Annotated in this window: 19 protein-coding genes and 5 pseudogenes; 5 read left to right on the top strand and 19 right to left on the bottom strand. The window is 70.9% G+C overall.

Annotated features, from left to right (window positions below):
- Positions 1–80: 80 nt before the first annotated feature.
- The 13 genes and pseudogenes from GSY65_RS03635 to xylB form a co-directional block, all read right to left on the bottom strand.
- A complete protein-coding gene (locus GSY65_RS03635; protein WP_159765921.1) occupies positions 81–1,208 on the bottom strand; it encodes an XdhC family protein in 1,128 nt (375 codons plus the stop codon).
- A gap of 170 nt (positions 1,209–1,378) precedes the next feature.
- Positions 1,379–3,607 carry a xanthine dehydrogenase family protein molybdopterin-binding subunit gene (locus GSY65_RS03630; RefSeq protein ID WP_159765920.1) on the bottom strand — a complete coding sequence of 743 codons (2,229 nt, stop codon included), beginning with the start codon at positions 3,605–3,607 and terminating at the stop codon, positions 1,379–1,381.
- Complete coding sequence (locus tag GSY65_RS03625) at positions 3,604–4,584, bottom strand: FAD binding domain-containing protein (RefSeq protein WP_159765919.1); 981 nt, start codon at positions 4,582–4,584, stop codon at positions 3,604–3,606. Before GSY65_RS03625 ends, GSY65_RS03630 begins: the two co-directional genes overlap by 4 nt.
- 7 nt (positions 4,585–4,591) lie before the next feature.
- Positions 4,592–5,236: a (2Fe-2S)-binding protein gene (locus GSY65_RS03620; RefSeq protein WP_159765918.1), complete on the bottom strand. Its 645-nt coding sequence runs from the start codon at positions 5,234–5,236 to the stop codon at positions 4,592–4,594.
- 319 nt (positions 5,237–5,555) lie between these two features.
- Positions 5,556–5,789: pseudogene (locus GSY65_RS33560) on the bottom strand (MmyB family transcriptional regulator); the annotation flags it as partial.
- Positions 5,790–5,934: 145 nt separating this feature from the next.
- Positions 5,935–6,111, bottom strand: a pseudogene (locus tag GSY65_RS34630) (helix-turn-helix domain-containing protein); the annotation flags it as partial.
- 83 nt (positions 6,112–6,194) lie between these two features.
- Positions 6,195–6,384 (bottom strand): annotated as a pseudogene (locus tag GSY65_RS34625) (hypothetical protein); the annotation flags it as partial.
- 326 nt (positions 6,385–6,710) lie between these two features.
- Positions 6,711–6,839, bottom strand: coding sequence for a hypothetical protein (locus GSY65_RS34250; RefSeq protein ID WP_268978180.1), 129 nt, complete (start codon positions 6,837–6,839; stop codon positions 6,711–6,713).
- A gap of 184 nt (positions 6,840–7,023) precedes the next feature.
- Positions 7,024–8,547: an aldehyde dehydrogenase gene (gene adh / locus GSY65_RS03610; RefSeq protein ID WP_159765916.1), complete on the bottom strand. Its 1,524-nt coding sequence runs from the start codon at positions 8,545–8,547 to the stop codon at positions 7,024–7,026.
- Positions 8,548–8,772: 225 nt separating this feature from the next.
- Complete coding sequence (locus GSY65_RS03605) at positions 8,773–10,050, bottom strand: GAF domain-containing protein (RefSeq protein ID WP_201452446.1); 1,278 nt, start codon at positions 10,048–10,050, stop codon at positions 8,773–8,775.
- Positions 10,051–10,151: 101 nt separating this feature from the next.
- Positions 10,152–10,751 (bottom strand): N-acetylmuramoyl-L-alanine amidase, encoded by a 600-nt coding sequence (locus GSY65_RS03600; protein ID WP_159765915.1) that lies wholly within the window; start codon positions 10,749–10,751, stop codon positions 10,152–10,154.
- 280 nt (positions 10,752–11,031) lie between these two features.
- Positions 11,032–12,240, bottom strand: a complete 1,209-nt coding sequence (locus tag GSY65_RS03595; protein ID WP_159765914.1) for an ROK family transcriptional regulator — start codon at positions 12,238–12,240, stop codon at positions 11,032–11,034.
- A 91-nt stretch (positions 12,241–12,331) separates the two neighbouring features.
- A complete protein-coding gene (xylB, locus tag GSY65_RS03590; RefSeq protein WP_159765913.1) occupies positions 12,332–13,777 on the bottom strand; it encodes a xylulokinase in 1,446 nt (481 codons plus the stop codon).
- A 146-nt stretch (positions 13,778–13,923) separates the two neighbouring features.
- On the opposite strand from xylB, the gene xylA reads away from it, so the two are divergent.
- On the top strand, positions 13,924–15,090 hold the full coding sequence (gene xylA, locus GSY65_RS03585; RefSeq protein ID WP_159765912.1) for a xylose isomerase: 1,167 nt from the start codon (positions 13,924–13,926) through the stop codon (positions 15,088–15,090).
- 137 nt (positions 15,091–15,227) lie between these two features.
- Here xylA and GSY65_RS03580 read toward each other — a convergent pair whose 3' ends face one another.
- Together GSY65_RS03580 and GSY65_RS03575 are read right to left on the bottom strand one after the other, a co-directional pair.
- Positions 15,228–16,499 (bottom strand): SWF or SNF family helicase, encoded by a 1,272-nt coding sequence (locus GSY65_RS03580; protein WP_159765911.1) that lies wholly within the window; start codon positions 16,497–16,499, stop codon positions 15,228–15,230.
- The gene (locus GSY65_RS03575; RefSeq protein WP_159775587.1) at positions 16,496–19,456 is read right to left on the bottom strand and encodes a DEAD/DEAH box helicase; all 2,961 of its coding nucleotides are present in this window, start codon (positions 19,454–19,456) and stop codon (positions 16,496–16,498) included. The genes GSY65_RS03580 and GSY65_RS03575 overlap by 4 nt, the downstream gene beginning before the upstream one ends.
- Positions 19,457–19,718: 262 nt before the next feature.
- On the opposite strand from GSY65_RS03575, the gene GSY65_RS03570 reads away from it, so the two are divergent.
- Entirely contained in the window at positions 19,719–19,907 is a 189-nt protein-coding gene (locus GSY65_RS03570) for a hypothetical protein (RefSeq protein ID WP_159765910.1), read from the top strand.
- 59 nt (positions 19,908–19,966) lie between these two features.
- On the opposite strand, the gene GSY65_RS03565 is transcribed toward GSY65_RS03570, so the two are convergent.
- The 3 genes from GSY65_RS03565 to GSY65_RS03555 all read right to left on the bottom strand — a co-directional run bounded on the left by GSY65_RS03565 (position 19,967) and on the right by GSY65_RS03555 (position 22,016).
- Entirely contained in the window at positions 19,967–20,812 is an 846-nt protein-coding gene (locus tag GSY65_RS03565; protein WP_159765909.1) for a hypothetical protein, read from the bottom strand.
- Positions 20,813–20,948: 136 nt separating this feature from the next.
- The gene (locus tag GSY65_RS03560; protein ID WP_159765908.1) at positions 20,949–21,245 is read right to left on the bottom strand and encodes a hypothetical protein; all 297 of its coding nucleotides are present in this window, start codon (positions 21,243–21,245) and stop codon (positions 20,949–20,951) included.
- Positions 21,246–21,407: 162 nt separating this feature from the next.
- Positions 21,408–22,016 carry a class I SAM-dependent methyltransferase gene (locus GSY65_RS03555; RefSeq protein ID WP_201452445.1) on the bottom strand — a complete coding sequence of 203 codons (609 nt, stop codon included), beginning with the start codon at positions 22,014–22,016 and terminating at the stop codon, positions 21,408–21,410.
- A 143-nt stretch (positions 22,017–22,159) separates the two neighbouring features.
- Here GSY65_RS03555 and GSY65_RS34620 point away from each other — a divergent pair.
- The 3 genes and pseudogenes from GSY65_RS34620 to GSY65_RS03545 all read left to right on the top strand — a co-directional run.
- Positions 22,160–22,327, top strand: a pseudogene (locus tag GSY65_RS34620) (MHYT domain-containing protein); the annotation flags it as partial.
- Between the two features lie 26 nt (positions 22,328–22,353).
- Positions 22,354–22,611 (top strand): annotated as a pseudogene (locus tag GSY65_RS03550) (DUF742 domain-containing protein); the annotation flags it as partial.
- Between the two features lie 180 nt (positions 22,612–22,791).
- On the top strand, positions 22,792–23,397 hold the full coding sequence (locus GSY65_RS03545; protein ID WP_159765906.1) for a GTP-binding protein: 606 nt from the start codon (positions 22,792–22,794) through the stop codon (positions 23,395–23,397).
- 46 nt (positions 23,398–23,443) lie between these two features.
- Here the strand turns inward: GSY65_RS03545 and GSY65_RS03540 are convergent, their stop codons facing one another.
- Positions 23,444–23,872, bottom strand: coding sequence for a PPOX class F420-dependent oxidoreductase (locus tag GSY65_RS03540; RefSeq protein WP_159765905.1), 429 nt, complete (start codon positions 23,870–23,872; stop codon positions 23,444–23,446).
- Positions 23,873–23,951 lie beyond the last annotated feature (79 nt).

Below are 23,951 nucleotides of genomic sequence, written 5' to 3'. Positions count from 1 at the left end.
TGTCCGTTACGGATGGCGGAGGCCGGGCGCTGCCGCTCCCCCCGTCTGTGGGTTGCGCGCCGTCCAGAGGCCGCGTCCTGTCAGACAACGGGTACAAGTGTGCGGTCCCGGTGGATCGGTCCGGTCAGCTGGGACAAGGGTCGGCCGCTGGCATGGTTGCCGGCGGCGACGATCTCCGCGGTGATGGAGACTGCCGTCTCCTCGGGGGTGCGGGCACCGAGGTCCAGGCCGATCGGGGAGTGCAGCCGGGCAAGCTGATCCTCCGGCACACCCGCCTCACTCAGCAGGCGCATCCGTTGCTCGTGGGTGCGTCGGGATCCCATCGCACCTACGTAGCCCACGGGCAGAGTCAGAGCGTGACGCAACAGCGGGATGTCGAACTTGGCGTCGTGGGTGAGGACGCAGACGACCGTCCGGGCGTCCACCTCGGTCCGCTCCAGGTAGCGATGGGGCCAGTCGACGACGACCTCCTCGGCGTACGGGAACCGCGCCGGGGCGGCGAAGACGGGCCGTGCATCGCACACGGTGACCCGGTACCCCAGGAAGGCCCCGCCCCGGCTGAGGGCGGCCGCGAAGTCCACCGCGCCAAAGATCAGCATGCGAGGGCGGGACGTGTGGACGTGGACGAGCGCGGTGAGTGGTTCGGGGCAGCCGTCCCCGTTCCCGCCGATCGTGACCCGGGCGGTGCGTCCCGCCTGCAGCAGGGCCCTGGCTTCTGCCGCCACCAGATCCGCCGTGCCGCCGTCCAGAGTGCCGTGGGCCGTGCCGCCGTCGTCGAGGACGCTCACAGTGGCGCCGACCAGGACGTCGGAACCGTCCACCACCTGCGCCACGGCGGTGGGCCGGCCGTTCACGATGTCGGCGAGGGCCGTGGTGAGGTGCGGCTGAGTGGCGGGATCGACGCGCTGGACGAGGACGTCGAGCTCGCCGCCGCAGGTGAGACCGACGGCGAAGGCGTCGTCGTCGGAGTAGCCGAACCAGGCCCGCTGCGGAGCGCCCCTGTCGCGCAGCGCCTGCCGGCACAGTTCGTAGACGGCGCCTTCGACGCAGCCGCCGGAGATGCTGCCGACCGCGTTGCCGTCCTCGTCGACCGCCACCGATGTACCCACCGGCAGGGGTGCGCTGCCGCGCACGTCGACGACGGTGGCGAGGGCGAAGGGGCGGTCTTCGCGGCACCAGCGGTGCAGTGTGTCCGCGATGTTCAGCATGAACGGGTCCTTCGAGTGGAGGGGGGTGAGCGGGCCGCCACCGCGCCGTGGGGGAGCGCTGTCCCGCGTCGGCGGCCCGGGGTCCGGCAGCCGTACGGGGATCGACTGCCGGACGTGGAAGGAGTGCCTCGGGGACCGGGCCTTTCGTCGCAGCGCCAGGGGCACCCGGCTCAGAGCAGTGCCTCGGCGGTGATGGGCAGTTGGCGGATCCGGCGGCCGGTGGCGTTGAACACGGCGTTGGCGATGGCGGGCGCCACACCCACCTGGACGACCTCGCCGAGTCCCTTGACGCCCAGCAGGTTGCCGGCGTTGTCCTCGCCGTCGAGGAAGACGGCCTTGAGCTCGCGGATGTCGGCGTTCACGGGCACGAGATAGTCGGCGAGGCCGGCGTTCACGATCCGCCCGTCGCGGTGGTCGGTGACCGTGTGCTCCAGCAGCGCCGTGCCGATACCGCCCACGATGCCGCCGAACGCCTGGCTCTCGGCCAGTTTGGGGCTGATGATCCGTCCCGCGTCGTACACGCCGAGCATCCGCCGCACCCGCACCAGGCCAAGGTCGGCGTCCACCGCGACCTCGGCGAAGGTGGCGTTGTAGGCGAAGTAGGCGGACCGGTCGCTGCCGGGCCCGTTGTAGGCGCCGTCCCCTTCCAGGTGGGAGCGGTTGTTGCGGGCCAGCAGGCGCTGGTATGTCTCCCCGCGCGCCGGGTTGCCCTGCACGTGCAGTCTGCCGCCGCGTACGACCACGTCGTTCGCGTCCACGCCGTACAGCGGTGACTCGCGGTCCTCGACGGCCAGCTTGATCGCCTGTTCCCTCACCTTGTTGCAGGCGTCGACGACGGCCGAGCCGACACTGGCCATGGTCGACGAGCCGCCGTGCGGCGACGTCCTCGGATACCGGGAATCACCTAGCCGGAAGGTCACCGTGCGCATGGTCAGCCCCAGCGCGTCCGCGGCCACCTGGGTCTGCGAGGTGTAGGTGCCCGGTCCCATGTCGCTGGTGGCCGCCTCGACCACCGCGGTACCGTCGGCATCCAGACGGGCCCTGGCCTCCCCTGGATACCGCCCCGAGTCGTACACGCCCGCGGCCATGCCCAGGCCGATCAGCCAGTTCCCGTCCCGCATCGAGCGCGGCTTCGGACTGCGGCGGTCCCAGCCGAAGTCGCGGGCACCGACCCTGTAGCACTCGGTCAGCCGGCGCGTGGAGAACGGCTCGTTCGTCGACTCGTCCTCGTTCGGTTCGTTGCGCAGGCGCAGCTCGATCGGATCGACTCCGAGTTCGTGGGCGAGCTCGTCCATCGCGGACTCGATCACGAACGACGCCGACGCGAAGCCGGGCCCCCGCATCCAGATCGGGGTGTTCACGTGCAGCGGCACCTGCCGGTACGCCTGACGGACGTGGGGCATGCTGTAGAGCATCTGCCCGGCGCCCATGACCGCCTCGGTGAACGTCTCGTACGAGGACGTCTCGGCGTCGATGTCGTGGATCGCGGCCTTCAGCCGGCCCCGCCGGTCGCTGCCGAGGCGCAACCGGTACCGGTAGGCAGGCCGGAAGCCCGTGCCGAAGTACATCTGCTTGCGGCTGAGCACCAGCTTGACCGGCCGGCCGGTCACCCGGGCGGCCAGCGCGGCGACGATCGTGTGCGGCCAGCAGCGCAGACCGCTGCCGAAGCCCCCGCCGACGAACGGGTTGACGACCCGCACCGCGTCCGCCGGCAGGTCGAAGACCGCGGCGATCTCGTCGTGGGTGCCCATCACCCACTGGGTCTTGTCCCACACGGTGAGCTGGTTGCCGTCCCAGTGGGCGACGGTGGCGTGCGGCTCCATCGGGTTGTGGTGGTTGCGTGCCAGCTCGTACCTCGCATCCAGCCGTACGGCCGACGAGCGCAGACCGGCTTCCGCGTCCCCGCGTGCGTAACGAGTCGGCTCGCCCGGCTCGGCCTCGGTGAGGTCGGTCGAGGGCTGCTCGGCGTCGTAGTCGACCTCGACCAGGCTCGCGCCGTGCTGTGCGGCCTCCAGGGTGGTGCCCACCACGACGGCGACCGGCTGGCCGTGGAAGAGCACCCGGTTGTCCTGGAAGACCCGCAAACGCCGCCCGGCCGGGTTGTTGGAGCCGGAGTTGTCACGGTAGGGGAGCCTCGGAGCGTTGCCGTGGTGGATCACCCGAAGGACCCCCGCGGCTCTCTCGGCGGCGCGCGTGTCGATGGAGGTGATGCGGCCGCGTCCGATGCTCGCGTCGACGATGACGGCGTGCACGACCCCCTTGAGGGTGGGGGTCCCCCCGCGCGAGGTTGTTCGAGCGTGGGGGAGTTCGGCGGCGTACTCCGCCTGGCCGGTGACCTTGAGCCGGCCGTCCACCCGGGACAGCGGCGCACCGACGGCCGCCTGCGGCTGAGGGCTCACTTGGTTCCTCCTATGGTGCGCAGCTGACGCTCGACGGTCCGTTTCAGCAGCTCGACCTTGAAGCGGTTGTGCTCCAGCGGGCGTGCGCCGTCGGCGGCTCGTTCAGCGGCGGCCGCCCACAGCGACTCCGAGGGACGTTCACCGACGAGGTGTCGTTCGACGGTGGGGAGTTTCCACGGCACGGTGCCCACTCCGCCCGCGGCGACCTTCGCCTCGCGGATCACCCCGCCGCGGATGTGCAGCGCGACCGCGGCCGAGGTCAGGGCGAACTCGTAGGACTGCCGGTCGCGCACCTTCAGGTAGCCGGACCGCAAGGGCCGCGGGTGTGCCGGGATCTCGACAGCGGTGATCAACTCACCTTTCCGGAGGGCCTGTTCGTGCTGCGGGCTGCTGCCCGGACGCAACAGGAAGTCGGCGAAGGGGAGGTGACGCTCGCCCTCCGGGCCCAGCAGACTCACCCGGGCCTCCAGGGCCGCGAAAGCCACGGCGACGTCGGAGGGGTGGGTGGCCACGCAGTGGTCGGAGGTGCCGAGGATGGCATGCGTCCGGTTGAAGCCGTGCAGGGCGGCGCAGCCGGATTCGGGCTCGCGCTTGTTGCAGTCGGCGGTGACGTCACGGAAGTACGTGCAGCGGGTGCGCTGCATGATGTTGCCGCCGAGGGTGGCCATGTTCCGCAACTGGGCGGACGCGCTCAGCTCCAGTGCTTCGGAGACGACCGGGAACAGGGTGCGCACCTTGGGGTGGGCGGCTGCCTCGGCCATGCGCACCAGGGCGCCGATCCGCAGCCCGCCGCGTTCGGTGACGGTGACCTCGCGCAGGGGCAGGCCGGTGATGTCGACCAGGGTCTCGGGACGTTCGACGGTCTCCCGCATCAGGTCGACCAGGGTCGTGCCGCCGGCGATGTACCGGCCGCCGCGGCGACCCGCGTCGAGCGCCTCGCGCGTGTCCGACACCTTGGTGAAGGCAAAGGGGTGCATCAGTGCCTCACTTCCGGCCCGCGGTCTGCTCGACCGCGCGCACGATCTTCACGTAGCAGCCGCAGCGGCAGATGTTGCCGCTCATCCACTCGCGGATCTCCTCCGGCGAGCCGGTGTGGCCCTCCTTGATGCAGCCGACGCCGGACATGATCTGGCCGGGGGTGCAGTAGCCGCACTGGAAGGCGTCCTCGTCGATGAACGCCTGCTGCAGCGGGTGCAGTCGGTCACCGTCGGACAGGCCCTCGATGGTGGTGACCTCGGCCCCTTCGAGGCGCACGGCCAGCGTCAGGCAGGAGTTCACCCGGTGCCCGTCCACCAGGACCGTGCAGGCGCCGCAGGCACCGGCGTTGCAGCCCCTCTTGGAGCCGGTCAGACCGAAGTGCTCGCGCAGCAGGTCCAGCAGCGAGGTGCGGTTGTCGACGGTCACGGTCCGCCGGGTGCCGTTGACCGTCAGCGACACACGGCTTGCGGGAGCGGCATCCGCGGCGACCGCCTCGTCCGTGTCGAGGAGGGGGGACCCGGCGATGAGGCCACCGGCGACGACGGCACCGCCGACCGCGGTGGTCGTCGCGATGAACGTGCGTCGTGTCGGCGTGGTGCGGGAGTCTCCAGAGGGCGGTACTGCTGACTCGTCAAGCTCATTGGGGGACATACGTACGTACGCTTTCGCATCGGTGAATGGGGCACCTGACCTGCACACAGGCAGAGACGTGCGTATCTTCTGACGTCAGTGTCACCAGACAGGGGAATGCGGATCCGCCGAGCAGTCCGCGGTCCGTCACAGCTGCCACTCTGGCACTGTCAACCTTGCCACTGGGAGAGAGGGTTTTCTCCCTGGATACCGTTCTCCCTGGCCAAGTCCGGGTATATCGGACCGGTTATCCGACCCATCGGCCTTTGTGTGTACTTTACATTTTGCTTTACCGGTTCATTGCCCACCTGACATGCGCGCAATCGGCCCGGACGGATCGTCATGCGGCATCGGACAGCCGCTTGGACGGTGACACGATCCACGAGGAAAGCAGCCGTAGGCTGTCCTGCGACGGTGTACCGGCTTCAGGTGTCCAGATCACCAGCCGCTGCTCGGGTTCGGTGGTGCACGTGAAGCTGCCCCAGGTGAGAGCGAGTTCCCCGACGAGCGGGTGCCGCAGGGCCTTGGCTCCCACGGGCACAGTGGAGAGACGCGCAGCGCCCCACCACTGACGGAACTGCCGGTCGAGGACCGAGGACGAACGCCGGAGTGGAACGAAGGTCGTCCAGCATCTGCCTCACCTGCGGCTGAACCTTCTGTGCCGGCCTGTGGCAGACGTCGGCCATGTCCGCAACGGCAAGCCCGAACAGGCGATCACGCTGTGCGTCGTCCAGGTGCAGGGCCTGGACCAGTGCCGCCGGCACATGCGCCGACACCGGGCCGCGCCCCTGCTCCAGGCGGCTGTACTGACGGTTGCTGACCCCGGCCATCCGGGCGACCTCGTCCCGACGCAGGCCGACAACCCGACGAGGCGCTCCGCTCTCCGGAAGTTCCACCGACCGGGAGATCGCCTGTCCTGGCTCGTGCCCCCGAGCCACTGGTCATATCCCGGTGGTTCGGGGGCGGCGAATGCCGCCGATCAGTCACCCTTGACGGGTACTCGCCCTGCGATGGCCGACATGGGTCGGCCGGGCCGATCGAACGACGGGTCGTCCAAGCCCGCGTCGGCCTTCTTGCCCCACACGGCCGGGCGGCAGATGCGGGCTGGCTGTCTCCTCGCGGGCGAAGAGGCAGGCGCGGATCTGGCCGTCGCCAGGAGGACGGTTTCGGCGGGTGGGAGCGGGACGGGCATGCCTTCTGCGACTACGGGGAGAAATGAGCAGGTTGGGACTGCGGCAGACCACGGGAAGGACAGGGTCCTGTTTCGTCAGCGCCGCCGCCGAGTCCTTCTTCGCGGTCCTGAAGGAGGAGATCGGGACCCGCCGCTGGCCCGACCGGGCCACCGCCCGCGTCGAGATTCTCTCCCTCATCGAGACCTTCTCCAACCGCAAGCGGCTGCGGAAACACCCGCACTGGGGCTACCTGACCCCGCTGGAGATCAGTCAGCGACACGAGCAAGGACACGCCTCGCGGCGTAAGTATGGAGTGTCCAGCATCACGGGGAAAGTTCAGCCAGAGCATCGAGGTTCTCTTTCACCACTACGCCAAGTTCCTTGACGGCCTTCGAGAGCAGGCGAACCGTCTCATCGAGCAGTCCATGAACGAGTGGCAGCGCGTCAGTCAAGGTGATGTACCCGAGGGCTGAACCGGAGGTTTGGTCCGTGATCGGTCCGGAAGTACTGGTCAGGAGGGGTGCAGTCGCGGGAGGAATGGGGAGTTAGCGCGCAAGTCGGGCCCCGGTCGAGAACGGGTTGCACGAAGGGCGCCTGACGGGTGAAAACCCAGGTCAGGCGCCTTTTCGCAGGTGTCTAGAAGAAGCCCAGCCTCTTCGGCGAGTACGACACCAGAAGATTCTTCGTCTGCTGGTAGTGGTCCAGCATCATCTTGTGTGTCTCGCGGCCGATGCCCGAGCCCTTGTATCCGCCGAACGCGGCGTGTGCCGGGTACGCGTGGTAGCAGTTCGTCCAGACACGGCCCGCCTGGATGGCACGGCCGGCTCGGTAGGCCGTGTTGGCGTCCCGTGTCCACACGCCGGCTCCCAGGCCGTACAACGTGTCATTGGCGATCTTGATCGCGTCGTCGAAGTCGTCGAACGAAGTGACGGACACCACCGGACCGAAGATCTCCTCCTGGAAGATCCGCATACGGTTGTCGCCCTCGAAGATCGTCGGCTGGACGTAGTAGCCGCCCTTCAACTCACCACCGTGCTCGATGCGTTCCCCGCCCGTGAGGACCTTGGCCCCTTCCTGCCTTCCGATGTCCAGGTAGGAGAGGATCTTCTCCAACTGGTCGTTGGACGCCTGCGCCCCGATCATGGTCTCGGTGTCCAGCGGGTGCCCCGTCTTGATCTGTTCCGTGCGGGCCACGGCCGCCTCGAGGAACTCGGCATAGTGCCCGCGCTGCACCAGCGCCCGCGACGGGCACGTGCACACTTCGCCCTGGTTGAGCGCGAACATCGTGAAGCCTTCGAGGGCCTTGTCGCGGAAGTCGTCGTTCGCCGACCACACGTCGTCGAAGAAGATGTTCGGCGACTTGCCACCGAGTTCGAGCGTCACCGGCGTGATGTTCTCCGACGCGTACTGCATGATCAGACGCCCGGTCGTCGTCTCACCCGTGAACGCCACCTTCGCCACCCGCGGACTCGACGCCAGCGGTTTGCCCGCCTCCACCCCGAACCCGTTGACGATGTTCAGGACGCCCGGCGGCAGCAGGTCCGCGACCAGGCTCAGCCAGACATGGATCGACGCCGGAGTCTGCTCCGCCGGCTTGAGCACGACCGCGTTGCCCGCCGCCAGCGCCGGCGCCAGCTTCCACGTCGCCATGAGGATCGGGAAGTTCCACGGGATGATCTGCGCGACCACCCCCAGCGGCTCGTGGAAGTGGTACGCCACCGTGTCGTCGTCGAGCTCCGCCAGCGAACCCTCCTGCGCACGCACCACTCCCGCGAAGTACCGGAAGTGGTCGATGGCGAGCGGGATGTCGGCGGCCAGCGTCTCGCGCACCGGCTTGCCGTTCTCCCAGCTCTCGGCGACCGCCAGCTTCTCCAGGTTCGCCTCCATCCGATCGGCGATCTTCCGCAGGATGTCCGAACGCTCCGTCACCGACGTACGACCCCAGCCGGGCGCGGCCGCGTGCGCCGCGTCCAGCGCCCGCTCCACGTCCTCACTCGTACCCCGCGCGATCTCCGTGAACGGCAGCCCGTTCACCGGACTCGGGTTCTCGAAGTACTGCCCGCGGGCCGGCGGCACGTACTCACCGCCGATGAAGTGGTCGTACCGCGCCTCGTAGGAGACGACCGCGCCATCCGTACCAGGTGCTGCGAAACGGGTCATGGAATACCTGCCTCCCCAGAAGCGCCACCCGCCGTTGGGCGGCTCTCGTGTGGAGGCTAGGAATCCGACGGTTGCAACGACGTTGCGCCACGACCCGCGGCAGGGGCGCCTCCACCCCACGCACGCAGCCTCGTCCTCCCGCTCTGCCGCTCTCCTCTCCTCCCGCTCACCTGCTCTCCCTCCGTGCCGCCGTCCCGTTCTCCCGTCGTTCCGCCCTGCCCGTACTCAGGTACGTCGCCGCTGTGCCCATCCCGCCGGTGCCCTCAGCTCCGCCTCCAGTTCCCGCAACCGGGCGCGTACCGTCGGTGTGGGGCGCAGGGCCGCGAGTGCGCGCCATACGTCGAGGTCCTCCTCGCCCCACGGCGCGTGCGCCCAGTCGGCCAGCAGGTCGGGATCGCGCCGCGCGATGAGAGCCGTACGCAGCCCCTCGGCGAGCCTGTGGCGCAGACGGGCGACCGCCGGGGCCTGCGAACCGGGCAGCAGCGGCCCCCCGTACGCCGTCACGGCCGACGTCACCGCACCCGTCTCCAACCTCCGCTCCACGATCGCCACATCGGACTCCACCGGAACCATCAGCCGGTATGGACGCGATCCGAGCAGCCCGGGCCCGAGCAGTCGGCGCAGCCTCGCCAGTTCGGCCCGCAACGTCACCGGCGTCACCGACTCGTCCTCGTACAGGTCGCAGAGCAACTCGTCGCCGGAGAGCCCTTCCGGATGCCGGGCGAGCAGTACCAGGATCTCGCTGTGCCGGCGGCTGAGTCTCACCTTCCTTCCCGCCACCAGGAGTTGTGCCTCGTCCCGGCCGAGGGCCGTCAGTTGCAGTGCGTCGGCCGGGGCGCCGGGCGGTGCGAGCAGGGCCAACTGGGACTCGGCGGCCCGGGCCACCGCCTGCACGAAACCGAGACTGTGCGGGTGCGCCAGCCCATCGCCACCGGTGATGTCGATCGCACCGATCACCCGTCCGGTGCGTGGATCGTGCACCGGTGCCGCCGCACACGTCCACGGTTGCACCTGCCGTATGAAGTGCTCGGCCGCGAACACCTGCACCGGCCGGTCGACGGCGACGGCCGTACCCGGCGCGTTGGTACCGACCTCGGACTCCGCCCAGCGCGCCCCCGGCACGAAGTTCATCCCGTCCGCCCGGCGTCGGGTCGCCGGATGCCCCTCCACCCACAACAGCCTGCCCTGGGCGTCGCACACCGCCAGCAAATGCTCGCCGTCCGCCGCGAACGTGCCCAGCAACTCACGGACCAGAGGCATCACCCTGGCCAGAGGATGCTCCGCGCGATAGGAACCGAGGTCGCCGTCCGTCAGGTCCACACGCGCGGTGCCCTCCGGCCCGACGCCGGCTCTCGCGGAGCGGCGCCAAGAATCGGCCACCACGGAGCGGACCGGCCGCGTCACCGCGCCACCCTGGGTGAACGCCTCGTGCGCGCGGCGTAGTGTCCGCACTCGCTCGACAGGGTCGGCTCCCGGCTCCAGAGCCACCCATGGATCGGTCAACTCGGCCTCCCGGCAGTCCGTGCATGGCAGGGTCCATCGTCATCCTCGTACCCGCGCCCGACAAGCCATGAGACGTACCCGCCGGTTCCGCCTCCACGGCCTCAGACGGCGTTGACCATGCGTATGTACCGGTCCCAGTCCCAGTGCGGCCCGGGATCGGTGTGATCGGTGCCCGGCACCTCGTGGTGGCCGATGATGTGGTCGCGGTCCTTGGGGATGCCGTACCTGTGGCAGACCTCCGAGGCGAGGGCCGCCGACTGCTCGTACAGGACAGTGGTGAAGCACTCGGGGCGATCCACCCAGCCCTCGTGCTCGATGCCGATGCTGCGCGCGTTGTAGTCCCAGTTGCCCGCGTGCCAGGCGATGTCCTGTTCACGGACGCACTGGGTGACCCGGCCGTCGGCCGACCGCAGCACGTAGTGCGCGGAGACCTGCTTCGCGGGGTTCCAGAAGACGGGCATCGTGTTCTTGTAGGTCGTCTGCGTCACGTGGATGATCACCAGGTCGACGGGGTGGCTCGTCGGGCGCTTTGCCGCCGTGTAGTTGGCCTCGCTCGCCGGCTCCCACAGGGCATGCGCGTGGTCGACGGGGGCTGGGTGGGCCTCTGCGCGAGGGCCGGGGAGCAACGCGTAGTGGATCACGGTGAGAGCGGTGGCTTTCAGCAGCCGCCGCCTGCTCGGTGACGTTTCGGCTCGCTCCATTGGGTCTGCCTTTCCGAGGATGCTGAATCCGATCTGCGGGGAGGGGCGCCCTGGTGCGAGACGCATCCGCAGGTCGAGCGGCTGGACCGCGCGTGATTCACGGTACGGCGATCAGCGGGCACGCCGTCGAAGCATGGGGAAAACGGTGGAAAAGGAGATCATTGTGGATAACTCCGCCGCCCGCAGGGGTGAGAGGGCCGTGGCAGCCCGACCGACGACGCCTGCTTTCCCTTGCTCGGCCTACCGTGCTCTCAGGCCGATGCGCTCGTCATCTCCGCGGCTACGCCCGCACCCCGACCGTCGCCGGGTCGTCGAGCACCGCCCGTACCACCGAATGGGCCGCGCCCAGCAACGGTCCCTCGGAGCCGAGCCGCGACACGGTCACGGCGCACGAGGGCCCCGCTGTCCGCCCGGCCAGCTCACCTTCCAGTGCCGGGACGAGCCAGGGTGCGAGAGCGGCCAGGGCGCCGCCCAGGACGACCCTCTCGGGGTCCAGCAGATTGACCGCGCCGGTCAGCGCGACACCCAGCGCGGTACCGGCGCCGCGCAGCGCCCCGAGCACCTTCTCGTCCCCGGCGGCCGCACGCTCGGCCAGCAACTCCATCCGGTCCTCGCCAGGCTCCAACCCCGCCGTCCGCAGCACGGCCTCCTCGCCGGCGTACTGCTCCAGACAGCCCCGCCCCCCGCACGCGCACTCCGGGCCCTCCGGGCGTACGGGCACATGGCCCAGCTCGCCCGCGAAGCCGCGGGTGCCCCGCAGCAGCCGGCCGTCCACGACCACCGCGCCACCGATGCCGATCTCCGCGGAGACATGCAGGAAGTCGCGCGGCGTCGCGGCGCCGAGCCAGAGTTCGGCGAGGCCACCGAAGTTGGCCTCGTTGTCGACGGTCAGCGGCAGATCCTCGGGGAGCAGCTCTCCCAGGTCCGTGTCGTGCCAGTCGAGGTTGGGGGCACGGACCACGGTGCGGGCGTCGCGCGCCACCAGACCGGGCACCGCGACCGCGAGGCCGGCCGCCCACAGGCCCTCCTGCTCGGCCTCGGCGACGACCTGTCGTACGAGGGCGGTCAGCTCGTCGATCACCGGCTCGGGGGAGCGGCCGCGGTTGGTGCCGTGCCGCACGGCACGCGCGCGTACCGCGCCGCGCAGGTCCACCGCACACACCGCCAGGTGGTCCACGCCGATCTCCGCGCCGATTCCCGCGGGACCCCGTCCGCTGAGGGCGAGCGCCGAACCGGGGCGACCGACCCGGCCGGGACGCTCCGGACCCAGTTCCTCCAGGAGACCTGCCCGGATCAGCTCGTCCACCAGCGTGGACACCGCCGCCCGGGTGAGGCCGATGTGCGACGCCACCGCCGCACGGGAGAGCGGGCCCTCGGTGTTGACGGTGTGCATCACCCGGGAGAGGTTGCGGCGGCGCATGCCCTGCTGGGTGTCGGGCAGGCGACGGCCGGGACTGCTCGGGTGCGCCTCGTGCAGCGGTGCGGTCATACCTCCCCCGGTTCCTCTCGGAGTGTCTGGGCCGGAGCCCCTCGGATCATGCCGGAAGCGTATCTCCCCACTTCAGGCGCACCTTGCCCGGTCAGTGGCCGCCCGGCTCGCGCTCCAGCAGCGGCGCCGCGTCGGAGAGCACCCCGGAGATCCTGGCCAGCGTCTCCTCGTCGCGCTCCACCGCCTCCAGCACCGGCCCGCGCGTGGTGTCCCAGCGGCGGGAAACCGCGGCCGGATCCTCGCCGGTGAGCAGCCCCGCAGCCTGCGCCGCCGCGCCCAGCGCCACCAGCTCCCTGGCTTCCGGGACCTGCACGGCACGCCCCGACAGGCGTCGCACGGTCTGCTGCCACGCCGTGCCCCGGGCGCCGCCGCCGATCAGCAGCAGGGGAGCCGACGGGTCCGCGTCCGCGTCGAGCACAAGGTCGAGCGCGCCGAGCAGTGAGTGCACGGCACCGTCGTACGCGGCCTGCAGGAGCTGTCCGCCGGTCGTGTCGTGCCGCAGCCCGTGCAGGAGACCGGAGGCGTGGGGGAGGGCCGGGGTGCGTTCCCCGTCCAGGTAGGGCAGGAGGGTGACACCCGTGCCGGGCTCCACGGCCTCGCGGTCCAGGCCCAGCAGCGCGGCGACGCGGTCGACGGCCTGGGTGCAGTTCAGGGTGCAGGCCAGCGGCAGCCAGTCCCCGTGGGCGTCCGCGAAGCCCGCCACCGTGCCGGTCGGGTCGGCAGGACGGTGCTTCGACACGGCGTACACCGTGCCCGACGTGCCGAGGCTCAGCACCGGTGTGCCGGGCCGCAGGCCGAGGCCCAGCGCGGCGGCCGCGTTGTCCCCGGTGCCGGGGGCGACGAGGGTGCCCTTCGCGAAGGGCAGATCCTGGGCGTCCCGCACGGTGCCGGCGACCTCTCCGGGCCGGACCACACGGGGCAGCAGCGCGGGGTCCAGGCCCACATGGGCGAGGACCTCCTCGTCATAGGCCTCCGTCCCCGACGCCCACCAGCCGGTGCCGGAGGCGTCACCGCGGTCCGTCGTGCCCTGGCCCGTGAGGCGCTCGGTCAGATAGTCGTGCGGCAGTCGGACGGCGGCCGTGGCACGGACCGCCTCGGGCTCGTTCTCGGCGAGCCAGGCCCACTTCGTGACGGTGAAGGAGGTGCCGGGGACGCTTCCGGTGCGTTCGGCCCAAGCCTTCGGGCCGCCCAGCTCCGCCACCAGCCGACGCCCTTGAGGCGCGGAGCGGACGTCGTTCCACAGCAGCGCGGGACGCACCGGCTCGCCCTGTGCGTCGAGCGTGACCAGGCCGTGCTGCTGACCGCCGATCGACACCGCCGCGGCCTCACGGGCGGGTTCACCGCACTGGCGCAACGCCTCGCACAGCGCGTCCCACCACTGCCGCGGGTCGCTCTCCCGGCCCGCGCCGGACGACACGGTGTGCGGGGCCTGTCCGCTCGCCACCACCCGTCCGGTCGAGGCGTCGACGACCAGGGCCTTGGCGGACTGTGTGGACGAGTCCACACCGACGACGAGCGGACCCTCGGCTGCTGACATCGGGCTCTCCCTCTCACGCGGGCTCGTGACTGCCGCCGACGCGGCTGACGCGTCCGGCGGGCGACATCTTGTCTTCCCGTGGACGCGTCCGCATACTAATTTGTAAATCGCCATGACGAAATAGTCGGAGCGCAAGGAGCCGCGGCATGAACTACCAGCCCACCCCCGAGGACAGGTTCACCTTCGGCCTGTGGACCGTCGGCTGGCAGGGAAGGGACCCGTTCGGCGACGCCACCCGGCGTGCCCTCGACCCTGTCGAGACGGTGCAGCGTCTGGCCGAACTGGGCGCCTACGGCGTTACCTTCCACGACGACGACCTGATCCCCTTCGGGTCCTCGGACAGTGAGCGCGAGGAGCACATCAAGCGCTTCCGCGCCGCCCTGGACACCACCGGTATGACCGTGCCGATGGCCACCACCAACCTGTTCACGCACCCTGTCTTCAAGGACGGCGCGTTCACCGCCAACGACCGGGACGTCCGCCGCTACGCCCTGCGCAAGACGATCCGCAACATCGACCTGGCGGTCGAGCTCGGCGCCAAGATCTACGTCGCCTGGGGCGGCCGCGAGGGCGCCGAGTCCGGTGCCGCCAAGGACGTGCGGGCGGCGCTCGACCGCATGAAGGAGGCCTTCGACCTCCTCGGCGAGTACGTCACCTCCCAGGGCTACGACCTGAAGTTCGCGATCGAGCCCAAGCCGAACGAGCCGCGCGGCGACATTCTGCTCCCCACGGTCGGTCACGCCCTGGCCTTCATCGAGCGCCTGGAGCGCCCGGAGCTGTACGGCGTGAACCCCGAGGTCGGCCACGAGCAGATGGCCGGGCTGAACTTCCCGCACGGCATCGCGCAGGCCCTGTGGGCCGGCAAGCTCTTCCACATCGACCTCAACGGCCAGTCCGGCATCAAGTACGACCAGGACCTGCGCTTCGGCGCCGGTGACCTGCGCTCGGCCTTCTGGCTGGTCGACCTCCTGGAGAACGCCGGCTACGCGGGCCCGAGGCACTTCGACTTCAAGCCGCCGCGTACCGAGGACCTCGACGGGGTGTGGGCGTCGGCCGCCGGCTGCATGCGCAACTACCTCATCCTGAAGGAGCGCGCCGCCGCGTTCCGTGCCGACCCGCAGGTCCAGGAGGCCCTGCGAGCGGCCCGCCTGGACCAGCTGGCCCAGCCGACCGCCGCCGACGGCCTGCAGGCGCTGCTCGCGGACCGCACGGCGTTCGAGGACTTCGACGCCGAGGCCGCCGCGGCCCGCGGAATGGCCTTCGAGCAGCTCGACCAGCTAGCGATGGACCACCTGCTGGGTGCCCGCGGCTGACCACGCGCGTGTGAAGGAGGCCCCCACCGCTCGCGGCGGCGGGGGCCTCCTCGGCGATCCACCGACGGAGTTCCCCGGCGACCTGGGGCGCTCCTCCGACGCGCCGCAGGCCGAGGCACGGACGCGTCCCCCAGGGCTCAGTCCTCGGCGTCGACCGAGGCCAGTGCCGTCGCCGGATCGTGCGCGGCCGGGCCCGCCGGTGCCCAGCGGCCGCGCTCCTTGCGGTACGGCCACCAGCGGCCGTCCCGTCCGAGGCGCAACTGGGCCGAGCCGCCCACCACGGTCCAGCGGTTGTGGGTGGGGCGCAGCGGGGGCCGTTCGTCCTCGTCCCAGGCCGCTTCCAGGGCGGCACGCGCGCGTGCGAGCGCTTCCGCCGGAACGGGCCACTCCTCGTCGAGGACGGCGAGCGCGGCCGCACCGCCGTACCGCCAGGCGCGGACGGCGAGCGCCAGCCCTTCCCGGCCACGCCCGGAGCCCTCCGCCAGCCGTGCCGCGATGCTCGGCTCCGGGTCACTGGCGGCCAGGCGCACGGCGTCCTCATCCGGCGTGAGCGCCGCCTCCACGGGCTGCCGACCATGTCCGTCACGCAGGGCCTCGGCCAGCATCCTGTGGGCCTCCTGCGCGGCCCGCGCCGCCAGGAACTCCAGCGCGCCCGGGTCGACACCGGGTCCGGGCGGGGCCTCGGTGTCGAGGGACGGCGGCGGACCGGGCTCCGCGGGCAGACCCGGCGGCTCCGGGAGCGGAGGCAGGATGTCCCCAGTCGCGTACGCCTCGACGGCGTCCAGGCCGTCCTGAGGGGGCTCCGGTGCCCTCCGCTCCTCGGCTCCGGGGCCGGCACTGCGGATCTGGAGTTCGTCCAGCAGCGCCCGCTCGGCCCGGCCCCGCATCAGCAGCAGGACGAACGGATCCTGGTCCAGCAACCGTGCCACCTGGTACGAGAGCGCCGCGGTGTGGCCGCAGTGGTCCCAGGCGCCACAGTCACACTCCGCCTCCAGGTCTCCGAGTCCGGGCAGCAGATCGACGCCGGCCGTCGCCGCGTCCTCGACGAGATGCGGCGGCATCTCACGGTCGAGCAGGGCGGCGATGTGCCCCGACCGCTCCGCTGCCATCCCGAGGAAACGGTCCCAGTGCGCCTCGGACAGTTCCTGGAGCAGGACGTCGGCGCGATGGGCCGTGCCGTCCCGGTCCCGGACCACGGCGGTGACCCGTCCGGGTCGCACCGCCACGGCGCCCACGGCTCCGGCGCGCGCGAGTCTGCGTCCCTCCTTGAGCTGCCCCGCGTCCAGTGCGGCGTCCTCCAGCGCTTTCAACCAGGCCCGGCCCCACCACGTCTGCGCGAATCCACGCCCGTGCACCGGCGCGAGCGCGGCGAACGTGCGCTCCTCGCCCTGTCCCGTGTGTTCCGTCATCGTGTGTCCCCTCGCAGCTGCACCAGGTCGGCCAGTTCGGCGTCGGACAGCTCGGTGAGAGCCGCGTCGCCGGACCCGAGCACCGCCTCGGCCAATGCGCGCTTGCGGACCAGCATGTCCGCGATGCGGTCCTCGATCGTTCCCTCCGTGATCAGCCGGTGCACCTGCACCGGCCGCATCTGCCCGATGCGGTAGGCCCGGTCGGTCGCCTGTGCCTCCACGGCGGGGTTCCACCAGCGGTCGTAGTGCACGACGTGCTCGGCGCGCGTCAGGTTCAGACCCGTGCCGGCGGCTTTCAGCGACAGCAGGAAGACGGGCACTCCTCCCTCCTGGAAGCTCTCGACCATCGCCTCACGCTCCGGGATCGGTGTCCCTCCGTGCAGGAACCGCGTCGGCACGCCACGCGCCGCGAGATGGCGCTCCAGGAGCCGCGCCATCCCCACGTACTGCGTGAACACCAGCACGCTCGCCCCCTCGGACAGGATGGTGTCCAGCAGTTCGTCCAGCAGCTCCAACTTTCCCGACCTGCCGGCGATCCGGGGCCGCTCCTCCTTGAGGAACTGCGCCGGATGATTGCAGATCTGCTTGAGCCCGGTGAGCAGCTTCACGATCAGCCCGCGCCGTTCCATGCCGTCGGCCCGCGCGATCTCCGCCATCGTCTCGCGCACCAACGCCTCGTACAGGCCCACCTGCTCCCTGGTCAGCGACACGGCGCGATCCGTCTCGGTCTTCGGCGGCAGTTCCGGGGCGATGCCCGGATCCGACTTGCGGCGCCGCAGCAGGAACGGCCGTACGAGGCGGGCGAGCCGCTCCGCTGCGGCGGGGTCGCGGCTGCCCTCGACGGCCTGCGCGTACCGGGTGCGGAAGGTGCCGAGCCTGCCGAGAAGCCCCGGGGTGGTCCAGTCGAGGATCGCCCACAGTTCGGACAGGTTGTTCTCCACCGGAGTGCCCGTGAGCGCCACACGTGCGCGTGCCCCGATGGTGCGCAGCTCCTTCGCCGTGGCCGAGTACGGATTCTTCACGTGCTGCGCCTCGTCCGCGACGACCATGCCCCAGGGGACACCACCGAGCCGTGGCGCGTCGAGCCGCATCGTGCCGTACGTGGTGAGGACGAACTCCCCCTCCGCCAGCCCCTCCAGGGTCCGCCGGGCGCCGTGGAAGCGGCGCACCGGAACTCCGGGCGCGAACTTCTCGATCTCACGCTGCCAGTTGCCCATCAGGGAGGCGGGACAGACCACGAGCGTGGGGCCGGCGGAGGAGGCGTCGGACTGGCGGTGCAGATGCAGGGCGATCAGGGTGATCGTCTTGCCGAGCCCCATGTCGTCCGCGAGGCATCCGCCCAGCCCCAGGGACGTCATCCGGGCCAGCCAGCCGAGGCCCCGCAGCTGGTAGTCGCGAAGGGTCGCGGCGAGTCCTGAGGGCGGCCCGACCGGTACCTGCCCCTCCGGATCCGACAGCCGCTCCCGCACAGTGGCCAGCCACCCCGTGGGCCGCACCTCGACCAGGCGGCCGTTGACCTCGGTGGAGCCCGTCAGGGCGGCGCCGAGCGCGTCGACGGGAGACATCCTGTGGTTCCGTTGCGCACGGGCGCGGCGAATCTCCTCCGGGTCGACGAGGACCCACTGGCCCCGCAGTCGCACCATGGGGCGATTCGCCTCCGCGAGTACGTCCAACTCCTCCCGGGTCAGCCGCTGGTCGCCCAGGGAGAACCGCCAGTCGAAGGCGAGCAGCGCGTCGGCCGACAGCAACGACGGAGCGCCGGAACCGATCCCACCGGAACCGATCCCACCGGGACCAGTCACTCCGGGGCCGGGCGCGTCAGGACCTGTACGGCCGGAGCGGGTCGTGGAGGGGCCGCCCGTGCCGGTGTCCCGTTCGTCGTTCTGGTCGCCGTCCTGTTGGTCGTCCGGTGGACCGATGACCGCGTGGGCGGTCAACGTGCGCGCCAGCTCCTTCGGCCAGTGCACGTCGACGCCCGCGGCGGCCAGCGTCCGGGCTCCTTCGCCCAGGAGATCGGTGACCTCCTCGTCGGCGAGATCCACCGCGTCCGGCACGGCGGCGGAGAGCAGCGGGGTGAGCGGGGGCCAGGCGCGAGACGCGCGGCGCAGCGCGAGCAACGCGTCCATCCGCGCGCGTGGGCCGAACGCGTCGGCGCCGGCCCACACCGTGGAGGCGTCCGCCACCAGCGCCGGGTCACTGACACTGTGCACCTGGAGAACGGCCCGGACCGACAACCGGGTCTCGTCCGGGTCGGCGAAGGCCAGGCCAGGGACCTCGACGCGCAGCGACAGGCGGACCCCGGCGTCGTGACCGGCGGCGACATCGGCGGCCCAGGCGCGCTGCTCGGGCACCGGCGTCGGTTCCCGCGCCGCGAAAGCGGGGCCACCCGCCGCCAGGGCGGCGGCAGGGGAGCGGGGCAGCGAGTCGGCGACCGCGTCGAGGAACGCACGCAGCAACCTCTCGGGATCCGGAAGACGCAGCGGCGACGTGTGGTCGACGGGCACGGCGTGTGCCTCCGGCGGCATCGCCGCGGCCAGCTCGCGGACCCCTTCCAGGTCCTCCGCCCGGAGCGGGCCGATCCGCCACGCGTCATGGCCTGCGGCGGTCACACCGGGCAACAGGAGTCCGCGTGCGACGAGTTGCAGGGCCAGGACGGTGGCGGCCCCCCAGAAGACGGTCGACCGCTCGGCCTCCGTGCTCGCACGCGCGCGTGCGAGCACAGGCAGGGCGGCGCTCACCGAGAGCGACACGACATGCACCCGCACCAGTTCGACCCCTGTCTTGCCGGGCATGACGATCACCGACTCCCCGGCGGAGCCCACCGCGACGGGCGGCGGTGCCGCGCCGTCGGGGCGCCGGAAGACGAAACGGCCGGCGCGGGCCGGGTCGTCCATCACGAAAGCGACGTGACAGCGGGCCAGCTGGGAGACATCGGCAGGGGTCGCCGCGAGGTTCATCGGCACAGGAATGCTGAACTCCTCAAATTTGACTAGTGCACTCGGAGTCGTCGAGGGTACCGCACTTCAGATCTCCCGGGAGTGTGATGAGAGGTGGCGTGAGCAACGGCCTGAGGGGCATGTCGAGAGAAGTCGAGAGCGTCTCAGGGTTGTGCCGGGGGCGGAGTCAGGGTTGCGTCAGGGTTGTGGACCGGAACTGCGGGGAGCGGGAGCCCGTTCTCAGGACAGAGAGCGGCAGTGGGCCGTGAAGGAGGCGACGGAGATGTCGAAGAGCACGAAGATCGTCGTGGGGGGTGCGGCCATCGGGATCGTCCTGCTGTTCCTGTTGCCGTTCCCGTTCTGGGCCAATCTCCTCATAGTCCTGGGGATCCCCACGGCCGCGTACCTCACGCTCGCCCCCTCGCAGCGACGCAGGCTGCGCCGGGTCGGTCGCAAGGAGCTCGGACGCTGAGGAGCCACCGGCCCGGCGGTGGGCCGGTGACCTGCGACAGGGCCGGGGCGGGCCGGGGCTCAGTTGGGACGTACCGCGATCTTGTCGAGGGACTCCAGGAGACCGGGTAGTTCCTCGCCCCGCCCCACGGGGAGCACTTCCCCCGGTTCGTCGTCGAGCAGGACGAAGGCGATGTCGTCGGTCCTGGCCACCATCGACCAACCGGGGCCGTCGGCCCTGAGTGTCCGGGCGTCGCCCGGCGCGAACGACGAGCGCACACGTCCGAGGGGCGGCGGCGACTCGACGTAGGCGCGAGCCTCGGCGAGGACACGGCGGATGCCCGAGCGGATGCCGCCCTCGTCGCTGCCGGATTCGGCGGCCTCCGCGGCTGCCGCAGCGTTCGCGCCGTTCTGTCCGGTGAAGGCGGAGTCGTCGATCTGTTCCCGCCAGGTGCTCCACTGCAGTGCGATCTCGTCGGCGCCCAGGCGCCGCTGCGCGGGCCCCCAGACGGTGGTGTCCGGCGGGCTCAGCGGAGGCAGGCCGGAGACCTCCGGGGCCGGGTCGTGCGGAGCCGGCACGCCGGGAGCGGCGACGGCCACCGCCAGGGGCCAGCCGGGCAGCGCGGCCACCACGGAGTCCTCGTCGGGCGACAGGTCGTACTCCATGCCGCAGTCCCACGAGGCGATCGCCACGGCGACCAGGGACACGTCGTCCACCACGACCGTCCACCGGGCGCCGTCGCCGTCCTGGCCCAGGACGATCCCGTAGCCGTCGGCGAGCGGGGCGAGACCGAGCGCGGCGCAGGCCTCCGGGTAGTCGTCGCCCAGCACACTGGGGAAGTTCGCGGGCGTGAGCAGCACCGCCGTCAGCACATACAGTGCGTCGTCGTCCCCGGCGGCGACGGCGTCATCATCCGTCCCGGCCATGCGGGCCTCCCATTGCTCTCGCTCGTCCGTCGGCGCACCCTAATGCGACCGCCGGGCGCTTGTCACGAGAGCCAAACCCACGCAGAGCTGCGGTTCCGGCAGGACAGGGGCGAATCGACCGGTGCTTCTCGCCGCTTCAGGCAGCGGGTAGTCCCAGCAGTGACCGTGCCACCGTCTGCGGCGACTCGTCCCGCTCGCGTGCCAGCGCGATGACCGCACGGCAGGCCAGTTCACTCACGCCGAACGACAGCGCTTCGGGCGACACCCAGGTCACTGTCTCGTCGATCCGGTCCTGGTCGTCGTCGGCGCAGGCCGATATGTAGGCGGCCGCCGCCTCGAACAGGTTGTGCGTGCGTTTCTCCTCCCGCGTGGTCTTCTCGGCGCGCGTCGAGTCGAGGAAACTGGCCAAGGACTTGCGGAGCCTGTCGAGCATAAGGGCTGCCTACCTCCATCTCGGTATGCACAGACCGTTCACGTGTTCCTACTCAACGTAGAGACGGAGGTGCGGTGACAGAAGAGGGTCCATCCCGGGACCGGGAGTGATCGGCGGGGACCGCGATCTGTCAACCGTGCTGGTCGGAGGGTGCGCAGCGCGTCAGTCGGCGCGTACGGCGAGCGCGAGGAATCGGCTGTCCTCGTCGGCGTACGACGTCATGCGCCAGCCCGATCCGGCCAGCAGTGGGCCGAGGTTCGCCTCCGCCCTGAGATCGCCCGAGGTGATCTGCCGCCCCTGGCGCGTCGCGAGCGCGGCCCTGCCGATCGGATGGAAGAGAGCCAGCGCGCCGCCAGGCCGGACCACTCGCGCGAGCTCCCGGAGATTCGCCGCCGGGTCCGAGAGATGCGCGACGAGCCCCGCGGCGAACACCGCGTCCATGGACTCCGTGTGCAGCGGCAGAGCTGCCACGTCCGCGAGCAGCAGGTGCCCGTCGAGGTGCCGCCCGGCCCGTACGGCGGCCTCCAGCATCGCCGGGGTCAGATCCGCCCCGAGCACCACGCCGGTGGGACCCACGGCCCTCCGCAGCGGTGTCAGGGCCCGCCCCGTACCGCACCCCGCGTCGAGCACACGGTCACCCGGCCGCAGGTCGAGGTCGGCGACGGCGGCGGCGTAGGCGGGACCGTCGTCGGGGAACCGCGCGTCCCAGTCGGCGGCCCGTGCCGTGAAGAACTCCTGGACGTGCGTGTGGTCGTCGCTCATGCTCCGCATGATCCCCCACCCTCGGGTGAACGAGCATGGTGTGCACGTTCGAGCGAGAGCCAATCGTGACGGCGCGTATGAGCGCCACCTGCCTCCAGTCTTCGAAATGCGCCCCCTTCACGCACCCGTGCTCCCACTGGCGTCCCGGAGTCATGGGGCACCAGGACAGCCATCTCGGCTGGTTGACCCCCGTGCTGTCGTACGTGATGTCCTGTACGGGCGCGGCACTCGGACTGCGCTGCACCGTCCGTGCGCTGGGTGACACCGGCCGGTCCCGCCGCAACTGGCTCGTCACCGCGGTGTTCGCCATCGGCACTGGCACGTCTTGCCACCGGACTGGGCGTCGCCGGCACACCGCACGCTGATCGAACCGTGCCGGACCCGGACCGAGCCCCAGCCGGTCGCCGAACTCGCCGCCGGTGCGGACCTGTCGGTCGGCGTGGTGCGCGTACTCCTGGGGAATCTGCTCGAACCGGGTCACGTCACGGTCAGCCGGCCGGTGCCGCCCGCGCAGCTGCCTGACGAGCGCGTCCTGCGTGATGTGATCGCCGGGCTGAGGGCGCTGCGGGTGTCGAACGAAAGTGCGCACTGTAGGGAGGGGTAACGGTGCGGGTCGGTCTCGTGCGAACTTGTGCATCCAACCGGGCACCGAACGCGCAAGAGTCAGTCGATGCCAGGAAGAACTGGTCCAATGCCCCGCTGAGGAGCGGCAGTTGTCATGATTCTGGCTCCGCGCAGCAATACGGATGTCGACCTTGCCCCGCACTCCCGAAAGAAGTGATCGATGGCCTCCGAGCACTCCGACACGACAGATGGCGACACGGGCGCCCTGGCGCTGAAGATCCTCGTCGCCGGTGGCTTCGGAGTGGGCAAGACCACGCTGGTCGGGGCGGTCAGCGAGATCAAGCCGCTGCGCACCGAGGAAGTCCTGAGCGAGGCCGGGCGGTCGGTCGACGACACCGGCGGGGTGGACCAGAAGGTGACCACCACGGTGGCCATGGACTTCGGCCGCATCACCATCCGGTCCGGCCTGTCGCTCTATCTGTTCGGCACCCCGGGGCAGGACAGGTTCTGGTTCCTGTGGGACGAGCTCGCCCAGGGCGCGCTGGGGGCGGTCGTCCTCGCGGACACGAGACGACTCCAGGACTGCTTCCCCGCGGTGGACTTCTTCGAGCACCGGCACATCCCCTTCGTGGTCGCCGTCAACTGCTTCTCCGGAGCGGGCGCCTACGGCGCCGACGACGTGTCCCGCGCCCTCGACCTCGACCAGGGCACCCCCGTGGTCCTCTGCGACGCGCGGGACCGCGCCTCGGGCAAGGAGGTGCTGATACGCCTCGTCGAGTACGCCGGACGGATGCACACCGCCCGGCTGCTCGACTCCGTGAGCTGACGCGCCCGGTCCGCCCGGTGCCTGAAGGTGGCGACCGGGCCCGCGCTCAGTCGGACACGCCGGAGTACGCGAGGACCTTGTCCACACGTACTCGCACGAGAAGCTCTCCCGGCACGCCGTTGCGAGCGCCGAACTCCTCGGCCCGGTCCTCACCCATGTAGCGGGCGCCGATACGCGTGGCCCAGTGACGTACCTCGTCGAGGTCCTCGGAAAGTTCCGCCCGGCCTTCCAGTACCACGAAGGCGTAGGGCGGCAGATCGGAGTCCACACAGAGCGCCACACGGCCGTCCCTGGCCAGATTCCGTCCCTTGACAGTTTCCTTGCCGGTGTTGAAGAGCAGCTCGTCACCGTGCAACAAGAACCAGATGGGAGTGACGTGAGGACGTCCATCGGCGCGGGACGTCGCCAGCTTTCCGGTGCGGGTTCCCTCTGAGACGAAGGCCCGCCATTCCTTGTCGGTCATCTTCTTTGCCATGTCCCCATCCTGCTTGCTCCCACGGCAGCAGTGGGGAAGGCTGAACCGTCGGATCCTCCTCGTCAGGAGGAACGACGAA

The sequence above is a fragment of the Streptomyces sp. HM190 genome, from assembly GCF_009857135.1.
GTDB lineage: Bacteria > Actinomycetota > Actinomycetes > Streptomycetales > Streptomycetaceae > Streptomyces > Streptomyces heilongjiangensis.
Note: the sequence above shows the minus strand (reverse complement) of the source record. Positions and strands in the feature narration are given on the sequence as shown.

Bases quoted from the DNA above. Each gene is read 5' to 3' on its own strand.
- xylB (WP_159765913.1), bottom strand. From the start codon at position 13,777: ATGTCAGCAGCCGAGGGTCCGCTCGTCGTCGGTGTGGACTCGTCCACA.
- GSY65_RS03545 (WP_159765906.1), top strand. From the start codon at position 22,792: ATGGCCTCCGAGCACTCCGACACGACAGATGGCGACACGGGCGCCCTG.
- GSY65_RS03595 (WP_159765914.1), bottom strand. From the start codon at position 12,240: ATGACCGCACCGCTGCACGAGGCGCACCCGAGCAGTCCCGGCCGTCGC.
- GSY65_RS03600 (WP_159765915.1), bottom strand. From the start codon at position 10,751: ATGGAGCGAGCCGAAACGTCACCGAGCAGGCGGCGGCTGCTGAAAGCC.
- GSY65_RS03580 (WP_159765911.1), bottom strand. From the start codon at position 16,499: ATGACGGAACACACGGGACAGGGCGAGGAGCGCACGTTCGCCGCGCTC.
- GSY65_RS03635 (WP_159765921.1), bottom strand. From the start codon at position 1,208: ATGCTGAACATCGCGGACACACTGCACCGCTGGTGCCGCGAAGACCGC.
- GSY65_RS03555 (WP_201452445.1), bottom strand. From the start codon at position 22,016: ATGCGGAGCATGAGCGACGACCACACGCACGTCCAGGAGTTCTTCACG.
- GSY65_RS03575 (WP_159775587.1), bottom strand. From the start codon at position 19,456: ATGAACCTCGCGGCGACCCCTGCCGATGTCTCCCAGCTGGCCCGCTGT.
- GSY65_RS03540 (WP_159765905.1), bottom strand. From the start codon at position 23,872: ATGGCAAAGAAGATGACCGACAAGGAATGGCGGGCCTTCGTCTCAGAG.
- GSY65_RS03560 (WP_159765908.1), bottom strand. From the start codon at position 21,245: ATGCTCGACAGGCTCCGCAAGTCCTTGGCCAGTTTCCTCGACTCGACG.
- GSY65_RS03565 (WP_159765909.1), bottom strand. From the start codon at position 20,812: ATGGCCGGGACGGATGATGACGCCGTCGCCGCCGGGGACGACGACGCA.
- GSY65_RS03620 (WP_159765918.1), bottom strand. From the start codon at position 5,236: ATGTCCCCCAATGAGCTTGACGAGTCAGCAGTACCGCCCTCTGGAGAC.
- adh (WP_159765916.1), bottom strand. From the start codon at position 8,547: ATGACCCGTTTCGCAGCACCTGGTACGGATGGCGCGGTCGTCTCCTAC.
- GSY65_RS03570 (WP_159765910.1), top strand. From the start codon at position 19,719: ATGTCGAAGAGCACGAAGATCGTCGTGGGGGGTGCGGCCATCGGGATC.
- GSY65_RS03625 (WP_159765919.1), bottom strand. From the start codon at position 4,584: ATGCACCCCTTTGCCTTCACCAAGGTGTCGGACACGCGCGAGGCGCTC.
- xylA (WP_159765912.1), top strand. From the start codon at position 13,924: ATGAACTACCAGCCCACCCCCGAGGACAGGTTCACCTTCGGCCTGTGG.